General features: G+C 64.3%; 14 protein-coding genes. All 14 read right to left on the bottom strand.

What is annotated here, in order from left to right; genetic code table 11:
• Window positions 1–11: 11 nt before the first annotated feature.
• A complete protein-coding gene (gene rplE, locus GH815_RS11265) occupies window positions 12–575 on the bottom strand; it encodes a 50S ribosomal protein L5 (RefSeq protein ID WP_153748870.1) in 564 nt (187 codons plus the stop codon).
• A complete protein-coding gene (rplX, locus tag GH815_RS11270; RefSeq protein WP_153748871.1) occupies window positions 568–879 on the bottom strand; it encodes a 50S ribosomal protein L24 in 312 nt (103 codons plus the stop codon). The genes rplE and rplX overlap by 8 nt, the downstream gene beginning before the upstream one ends.
• Window positions 879–1247, bottom strand: coding sequence for a 50S ribosomal protein L14 (rplN, locus tag GH815_RS11275; protein ID WP_153748872.1), 369 nt, complete (start codon window positions 1245–1247; stop codon window positions 879–881). The genes rplX and rplN overlap by 1 nt, the downstream gene beginning before the upstream one ends.
• Before the next feature lie 67 nt (window positions 1248–1314).
• Window positions 1315–1548 carry a 30S ribosomal protein S17 gene (gene rpsQ, locus GH815_RS11280; protein WP_153748873.1) on the bottom strand — a complete coding sequence of 78 codons (234 nt, stop codon included), beginning with the start codon at window positions 1546–1548 and terminating at the stop codon, window positions 1315–1317.
• A gap of 12 nt (window positions 1549–1560) precedes the next feature.
• A complete protein-coding gene (gene rpmC, locus GH815_RS11285; RefSeq protein ID WP_153748874.1) occupies window positions 1561–1761 on the bottom strand; it encodes a 50S ribosomal protein L29 in 201 nt (66 codons plus the stop codon).
• Between the two features lie 199 nt (window positions 1762–1960).
• On the bottom strand, window positions 1961–2374 hold the full coding sequence (rplP, locus tag GH815_RS11290; protein ID WP_153748875.1) for a 50S ribosomal protein L16: 414 nt from the start codon (window positions 2372–2374) through the stop codon (window positions 1961–1963).
• 11 nt (window positions 2375–2385) lie between these two features.
• Window positions 2386–3099, bottom strand: coding sequence for a 30S ribosomal protein S3 (gene rpsC, locus GH815_RS11295; protein ID WP_153748876.1), 714 nt, complete (start codon window positions 3097–3099; stop codon window positions 2386–2388).
• Entirely contained in the window at window positions 3099–3479 is a 381-nt protein-coding gene (rplV, locus tag GH815_RS11300; RefSeq protein WP_132696075.1) for a 50S ribosomal protein L22, read from the bottom strand. The genes rpsC and rplV overlap by 1 nt, the downstream gene beginning before the upstream one ends.
• A 5-nt stretch (window positions 3480–3484) precedes the next feature.
• Window positions 3485–3763 carry a 30S ribosomal protein S19 gene (gene rpsS / locus GH815_RS11305; protein ID WP_153748877.1) on the bottom strand — a complete coding sequence of 93 codons (279 nt, stop codon included), beginning with the start codon at window positions 3761–3763 and terminating at the stop codon, window positions 3485–3487.
• Between the two features lie 3 nt (window positions 3764–3766).
• On the bottom strand, window positions 3767–4606 hold the full coding sequence (rplB, locus tag GH815_RS11310; RefSeq protein ID WP_153748878.1) for a 50S ribosomal protein L2: 840 nt from the start codon (window positions 4604–4606) through the stop codon (window positions 3767–3769).
• Between the two features lie 119 nt (window positions 4607–4725).
• Window positions 4726–5022, bottom strand: coding sequence for a 50S ribosomal protein L23 (locus GH815_RS11315; protein WP_153748879.1), 297 nt, complete (start codon window positions 5020–5022; stop codon window positions 4726–4728).
• Window positions 5019–5639, bottom strand: a complete 621-nt coding sequence (rplD, locus tag GH815_RS11320) for a 50S ribosomal protein L4 (protein WP_153748880.1) — start codon at window positions 5637–5639, stop codon at window positions 5019–5021. Before rplD ends, GH815_RS11315 begins: the two co-directional genes overlap by 4 nt.
• Entirely contained in the window at window positions 5636–6367 is a 732-nt protein-coding gene (gene rplC / locus GH815_RS11325) for a 50S ribosomal protein L3 (protein ID WP_153748881.1), read from the bottom strand. Before rplC ends, rplD begins: the two co-directional genes overlap by 4 nt.
• A gap of 13 nt (window positions 6368–6380) precedes the next feature.
• Entirely contained in the window at window positions 6381–6689 is a 309-nt protein-coding gene (gene rpsJ / locus GH815_RS11330; RefSeq protein WP_132696069.1) for a 30S ribosomal protein S10, read from the bottom strand.
• Window positions 6690–6787 lie beyond the last annotated feature (98 nt).

The following is a 6787-nucleotide window of genomic DNA, read 5'->3' on the forward strand; positions in this document are numbered from 1 at the left end:
TCCTCCCGCGATCAGCTGTTGAACGGCATGTTGAAATGCTTCAACAGCGCCTTCGCTTCCGCGTCGGTTTTCGCGGTGGTGGCGATGACGATATCCATCCCCCAGACCTCGTCGACCTTGTCGTACTCGATCTCGGGGAAGACGATGTGCTCTTTCAGACCCATCGCGTAATTGCCGCGGCCGTCGAACGCCTTGCCGGACACGCCGCGGAAGTCGCGCACGCGCGGCAGGGCGATGGTCACGAGACGGTCGAGGAATTCGTACATCCGGTCGCCGCGCAGGGTGACCTTGGCGCCAAGCGGCATGTCCTCGCGGACGCGGAAGCCGGCGATCGACTTCTTGGCCTTGGTGATCACGGCCTTCTGACCGGCGATGCGGGTCAGATCCTCCTGGGCCGACTTGGCCTTCTTGGAGTCGCGGACCGCCTCGGCACCGCAGCCGATGTTCAGAACGATCTTGTCGAGCCGCGGGATCTGCATGTCGTTCTTGTAGCCGAACTCTTCCTTGAGCGCGGCGCGGATCGTATCGCGGTAGACCGACTTCAGACGCGGGGTGTAGGTGGCGGCATCAAGCATCGATCACGTCCCCCGTGGTCTTGGCATAGCGCACCTTCTTGCCGTCCTCGATCTTGAAACCGACGCGGGTGGGCTTGCCGTTCTTGTCGATGATGGCAAGGTTCGACAGGTCGATCGGCATCGCCTTGGGGCGGCGCCCGGCCTGCTGGGTCTGGGTCTGTTTCTGGTGACGGATCGCCATGTTGATGCCGTCCACCACGGCCTTGCCGGCCTTGGGATCGACGGATTCGATCACGCCCTCGCGGCCCTTGTCCTTGCCGGCGAGCACGATCACCTTGTCACCCTTCTTGAGCTTGGCAGCCATCACAGCACCTCCGGGGCGAGCGAGATGATCTTCATGAAGTTCTTCGCACGCAGCTCGCGCACGACCGGGCCGAAGATCCGGGTGCCGACGGGCTCGAGGTTGTTGTTGAGGATGACGGCGGCGTTGCGATCGAAGCGGATCGCGCTGCCGTCTTCGCGGCGCACTTCCTTGGCGGTGCGCACGACGACAGCCTTGCGGACATCGCCCTTCTTGACGCGGCCACGCGGGATCGCCTCTTTCACCGACACCACGATGATGTCGCCGACCGAGGCATATTTCCGCTTGGACCCGCCGAGGACCTTGATGCACTGAACCCGGCGCGCGCCGGAGTTGTCAGCGACATCCAGATTGGTCTGCATCTGGATCATTAGGTTTCTCCCGACCTTTGGGGACGTCTTGCCCCAGGGTTTCGTTCAAACCGGGCGTGGGGACAGGTCAGACCTGCGCCACCACCTCCCAGCGTTTCGTCTTGGACTTGGGCGCGCATTCCTGGATGCGCACGATATCGCCGACCTTGAAGGCATTGGCTTCGTCATGGGCCCGGTATTTCTTGGACTTGCGGATCGTCTTCTGAAGCACGGGGTGCTTGAAGCGACGCTCGACCAGGACGGTCACGGTCTGGTCGTTCTTGTCCGAGGTCACGGTGCCTTGCAGGATACGTTTGGGCATCTGTCTGGCTCCTTACTCGGCCGCCGCACGGGCTTTTTCGTTCAGAACGGTCTTCACGCGCGCCACGTCGCGGCGCACCTGACGCATGCGGGCGGTGTTCTCCATCGCGCCGGTAGCCTGCTGGAAGCGCAGGTTGAACGCCTCCTTCTTCAGGGCCACGAGCTGGTCGCGGAGCTGGTCGGGGGTCTTGTCCCGAAGTTCGCTGGCGTTCATTCGCCTGTTCCTTTCAACATCACCGAAGGGCCCCTGCATTACGCGCGGGTCACCCTGATTCCGATGGAGGTCTGGATGAGCGGCCCTGATAAGCCCCTCCCCCCGATAAAGCAACCCCTTTCGGTCCCGAAAGGGAAACCCCCGCCACGTTGCGCGGCGGGGGCCGATCTCTCAGGGTGGGTGTCAACCCACCATTGGCTTACCAGTCTTCGCGGTGCACGATCCGGGTCTTGATCGGCAGCTTCATCGCCGCAAGGCGCAGGGCCTCGTGGGCGACCGCCTCGGACACGCCGTCGATCTCGAACATGATCCGGCCGGGCTTGATCTTGGCCGCCCAGAAATCGACAGAGCCCTTCCCCTTACCCATCCGCACCTCGGTCGGTTTCGACGAGACCGGCGTGTCGGGGAAGATGCGGATCCAGACGCGGCCCTGACGCTTCATGTGGCGCGTCATGGCCCGGCGGGCGGCCTCGATCTGGCGCGCGGTGACGCGCTCGGGCTCGGTCGCCTTCAGCCCGAACGAGCCGAAATTGAGGTCGAACCCGCCCTTGGCCTGGCCGTGGATCCGGCCCTTGTGCATCTTGCGGAATTTCGTGCGCTTTGGTTGCAGCATCTCTTGTCTCCTTAGCGCTCGCGCTCGCGGCGCGGACGCGACGGGGCGCCACCTTCCTGAAGCTCGGCCTGGCGGCGATCGCGGGCCGAGGGATCATGTTCCATGATCTCGCCCTTGAAGATCCAGACCTTGACCCCGATGATCCCGTAAGGGGTCGAGGCTTCGGACAGCGCATAGTCGATATCGGCGCGCAGCGTGTGCAGCGGCACCCGCCCTTCGCGATACCATTCGGTCCGCGCGATCTCGGCGCCGCCCAGACGGCCCGACACGTTGACCCGGATACCCAGGGCCCCCATGCGCATGGCGTTCTGCACCGCCCGTTTCATCGCACGGCGGAAGCTGACCCGGCGCTCAAGCTGCTGGGCGATGGACTCGGCCACCAGCTGGGCGTCAAGCTCGGGCTTGCGCACCTCGACGATGTTGAGGTGCAGCTCGCTCGCCGTCATGTTGGCCAGCTTCTTGCGCAGCCCTTCGATATCGGCGCCCTTCTTGCCGATGATCACGCCGGGACGCGCGGTGTGGATCGTCACCCGGCATTTCTTGTGCGGGCGCTCGATGATGATGCGGCTGACGCCGGCCTGCTTGCACTCTTCACGGATGAAGTCGCGCATGGCCAGGTCTTCCAGCAGCAGGTTGCCGTATTCCTTGGTGTCGGCATACCAGCGGCTGTCCCAGGTGCGGTTCACCTGAAGGCGCATGCCGATCGGATTGACCTTGTGACCCATCAGACTTGCTCCTCGACCTGGCGGACCTTGATGGTGAGTTCCGAGAACGGCTTGACGATCTTGCCGAACCGGCCGCGGGCGCGCGGCTGGCCGCGTTTCAGCGTCAGGTTCTTGCCGACATAGGCCTCGGCCACGATCAGTTCGTCCACATCGAGGTTGTGGTTGTTCTCGGCATTGGCGATCGCGGACTGAAGGCATTTCTTCACGTCCTCGGCGATCCGCTTCTTCGAGAAGGTCAGATCGGCCAGCGCGCGATCGACCTTCTTGCCACGGATCATGGCGGCGACGAGGTTGAGCTTCTGCGGCGAGGTGCGCAGCATGCGCGCCTTGGCCATCGCCTCATTCTCGGCCACGCGGCGGGGGTTCTTGTCCTTGCCCATGGCGATTACCTCTTCTTCGCTTTTTTATCGGCCGCGTGCCCGTAATAGGTCCGCGTCGGCGAGTATTCCCCGAACTTCTGGCCGATCATGTCCTCGGTCACGTTGACCGGGATATGCTTCTGGCCATTGTAGACGCCGAAGGTGAGGCCGACGAACTGGGGCAGGATGGTGGAGCGGCGCGACCAGATCTTGATGACCTCGTTGCGGCCAGACTCGCGGGCTTTCTCGGCCTTCTTGAGGACATAGGAGTCGACAAAGGGGCCTTTCCAAACAGAACGTGCCATGGCTTAGCGACCCTTCTTGCGCGCGTGGCGGGAGCGGAGGATGTACTTGTCCGTCGCCTTGTTGCGGCGCGTCTTGGCGCCCTTGGTCGGCTTGCCCCAGGGGGTGACCGGGTGACGGCCGCCCGAGGTCCGGCCTTCGCCGCCGCCATGGGGGTGGTCGATCGGGTTCATCACGACGCCGCGGACCGAAGGACGCTTGCCCAGGTGCCGGTTGCGCCCGGCCTTGCCGAGATTCTGGTTGCTGTTATCGGGGTTCGAAACCGCGCCAACGGTCGCCATGCATTCCTGGCGCACCAGACGCAGCTCGCCCGACGAGAGGCGAAGCTGTGCATAACCGCCATCGCGACCGACGAACTGGGCATAGGTGCCCGCCGCACGCGCGATCTGGCCGCCCTTGCCGGGCTTCATCTCGATATTGTGGACGATCGTGCCGATCGGCATGCCGGTGAAGGGCATGGCGTTGCCCGGCTTCACGTCGGCCTTGGCCGAGGCGATCACCTTGTCGCCGATGGCCAGACGCTGCGGCGCCAGGATATAGGCCTGCTCGCCGTCCTCATACTGGACCAGCGCGATGAAGGCGGTGCGGTTGGGATCGTATTCGATCCGGGTCACCGTCGCGGCCATGTCGAACTTGGTCCGCTTGAAATCCACGATCCGGTAGAGGCGTTTCGCCCCGCCGCCACGGCGGCGCATCGTGATCCGTCCGGTATTGTTCCGGCCGCCCTTCTTGGTCAGACCCTCGGTGAGAGCCTTGACCGGACGCCCTTTCCAAAGCTCCGAACGGTCGATCAGCACCAGCCCACGCTGGCCCGGCGTCGTCGGCTTGTACGACTTGAGTGCCATGCTTTCTGTCTTCCGTCAGCTTCGGACCAAAGGTCCCGTTTCCGTCTGGGGCACCTGCGCCCCGGTCTCAAACGCAGCCGGCCCCGGTTGCCCCGGGGCCGCTGAGTCGGGCTGGTTTATCAGAGCCCGGTGGAGACGTCGATAGTGTTGCCCTCTTCGAGCGTCACATACGCCTTCTTCACGTCCTTGCGCCGACCGCGGATGCCCTTGAACCGCTTGGTCTTGCCCTTGGCGATGGTGGTGTTGACCGCCTTCACCTTGACCCCGAACAGGCTTTCGACGGCCTCCTTGATCTTGGGCTTGTTGGCATCCATCGCCACTTCGAAGACGACCGCGTTGGCCTCGGAGGCCAAGGTCGCCTTTTCGGTGATGATCGGCCGACGGATCACGTCGTAATGATCTGCCTTCGCGCTCATTTCAGTCGAGCCTCCAGAGCTTCGACACCCGCCCGGGTCAGCACCAGCGTATCGCGGCGCAGGATGTCATAGACGTTGGCGCCCATCGAGGGTAGCACGTCGACCCCCTCGATGTTGCGTGCGGCCATGGCGAAATTCTCGTTCACCTGCGCGCCGTCGATGATCAGGACGCGCTTCCAGCCGAGATTGCGGACCGACTTGGCCAGCTCGGCGGTCTTGGGAACCGCCATCTCGATCGAGTCCAGAACGACAAGCTCGCCCGCCTTCGCCTTGGCCGACAGCGCGTGCTTCAGACCGAGCGCCCGGAACTTCTTGGGCAGGTCATGGGCGTGGCTGCGCGGCGTCGGGCCCTTGTAGACGCCACCCTTGCGGAAGATCGGCGCATTCCGGTCGCCGTGGCGTGCGCCACCGGTGCCCTTCTGGCGATAGATCTTCTTGGTCGAGTAGCTGGTCTCGGACCGGGTCTTGACCTTGTGGGTGCCGGCCTGCGCCTTGTTGCGCTGCCAGCGGACCACCCGGTACAGGATGTCGGTGCGCGGCTCCAGCCCGAAGATCTCGTCGCCGAGATCCACGGTGCCAGCCTTGGCGCCATCCAGTTTGATCACGTCAAGTTTCATTCCTCACCCCCTTCGGCGGGCGCTGCCTGCTCAGCCGCATTTGCCGCAGACTGGGCCGATTTCAGCCCGGCGGGCAGAACGAGGTTCTCGGGCACGGGCTTCTTGACCGCGTCCTTGATCGTCACCCAGCCGCCCTTGGCACCCGGCACCGCGCCCTTGACCATGATAAGGCCCCGGTCGGCATCGGTCTTGACGACCTGAAGGTTCTGCGTGGTCACGCGGGCAGCGCCCATGTGGCCGGCCATCTTCTTGCCCTTGAACACACGGCCCGGATCCTGGCACTGGCCGGTCGAGCCGTGGCTGCGGTGGCTGATCGACACACCGTGCGACGCCCGAAGGCCGCCGAAATTGTGCCGCTTCATGACGCCGGCAAAGCCCTTGCCGATCGACGTGCCCGACACGTCCACGAACTGGCCCTCGAAATAATGATCGGCAGTGATTTCCTCACCGACGGCGATCAGGTTCTCGGGGGCCACCCGGAACTCGGCCAGCTTGCGCTTCGGCGCGACATTGGCCGCGGCGAAATGGCCGCGCATCGGCGCCGTCACCCGCTTGGCCTTGGCGCTGCCCGCGCCGAGCTGGACGGCGGTATAGCCATCCCGATCAGCGGTGCGCTGTGCGACGACCTGGCAGCCGTCGAGTTGCAGAACGGTCACCGGAACCTGCCGGCCGTCCTCCATGAACAGCCGGGTCATGCCCAGCTTCTTTGCGATCACTCCAGAGCGCATCCGGGTGCCCTCCTCAAACCTTGATCTCGACGTCCACACCGGCCGCGAGATCGAGCTTCATCAGCGCGTCCACGGTCTGGGGCGTCGGGTCGATGATGTCGAGAAGCCGCTTGTGCGTGCGGATTTCCCACTGGTCGCGCGACTTCTTGTCGATATGCGGGCCGCGCAGAACGGTGAACTTCTCGATCTTGTTCGGCAGCGGGATCGGGCCGCGCACCTGCGCGCCGGTCCGTTTGGCCGTGTTCACGATCTCCGCGGTGCTGGCATCCAGAACGCGGTAATCGAAGGCCTTCAGCCGAATGCGGATATTCTGACTTTGCATGGTTTTGCCCTCGGGCTGATGGGCCGGCTTTTGCCGGCCCGGCCGTGATTGGTGTTACTCGATGATCTTCGACACGACGCCGGCGCCGACGGTGCGGC

This window comes from Rhodovulum strictum (assembly GCF_009649175.1).
In the GTDB taxonomy this organism is placed as follows: Bacteria; Pseudomonadota; Alphaproteobacteria; order Rhodobacterales; family Rhodobacteraceae; genus Rhodovulum; species Rhodovulum strictum.

Coding starts and splice junctions, on each gene's coding strand:
- rpsC (WP_153748876.1), bottom strand. CDS start 3,099: ATGGGTCACAAGGTCAATCCGATCGGCATGCGCCTTCAGGTGAACCGC.
- rpsS (WP_153748877.1), bottom strand. CDS start 3,763: ATGGCACGTTCTGTTTGGAAAGGCCCCTTTGTCGACTCCTATGTCCTC.
- rplC (WP_153748881.1), bottom strand. CDS start 6,367: ATGCGCTCTGGAGTGATCGCAAAGAAGCTGGGCATGACCCGGCTGTTC.
- rpmC (WP_153748874.1), bottom strand. CDS start 1,761: ATGAACGCCAGCGAACTTCGGGACAAGACCCCCGACCAGCTCCGCGAC.
- rplE (WP_153748870.1), bottom strand. CDS start 575: ATGCTTGATGCCGCCACCTACACCCCGCGTCTGAAGTCGGTCTACCGC.
- rplB (WP_153748878.1), bottom strand. CDS start 4,606: ATGGCACTCAAGTCGTACAAGCCGACGACGCCGGGCCAGCGTGGGCTG.
- rplX (WP_153748871.1), bottom strand. CDS start 879: ATGGCTGCCAAGCTCAAGAAGGGTGACAAGGTGATCGTGCTCGCCGGC.
- rpsQ (WP_153748873.1), bottom strand. CDS start 1,548: ATGCCCAAACGTATCCTGCAAGGCACCGTGACCTCGGACAAGAACGAC.
- rplV (WP_132696075.1), bottom strand. CDS start 3,479: ATGGGCAAGGACAAGAACCCCCGCCGCGTGGCCGAGAATGAGGCGATG.
- rplP (WP_153748875.1), bottom strand. CDS start 2,374: ATGCTGCAACCAAAGCGCACGAAATTCCGCAAGATGCACAAGGGCCGG.
- rplD (WP_153748880.1), bottom strand. CDS start 5,639: ATGAAACTTGACGTGATCAAACTGGATGGCGCCAAGGCTGGCACCGTG.
- GH815_RS11315 (WP_153748879.1), bottom strand. CDS start 5,022: ATGAGCGCGAAGGCAGATCATTACGACGTGATCCGTCGGCCGATCATC.
- rpsJ (WP_132696069.1), bottom strand. CDS start 6,689: ATGCAAAGTCAGAATATCCGCATTCGGCTGAAGGCCTTCGATTACCGC.
- rplN (WP_153748872.1), bottom strand. CDS start 1,247: ATGATCCAGATGCAGACCAATCTGGATGTCGCTGACAACTCCGGCGCG.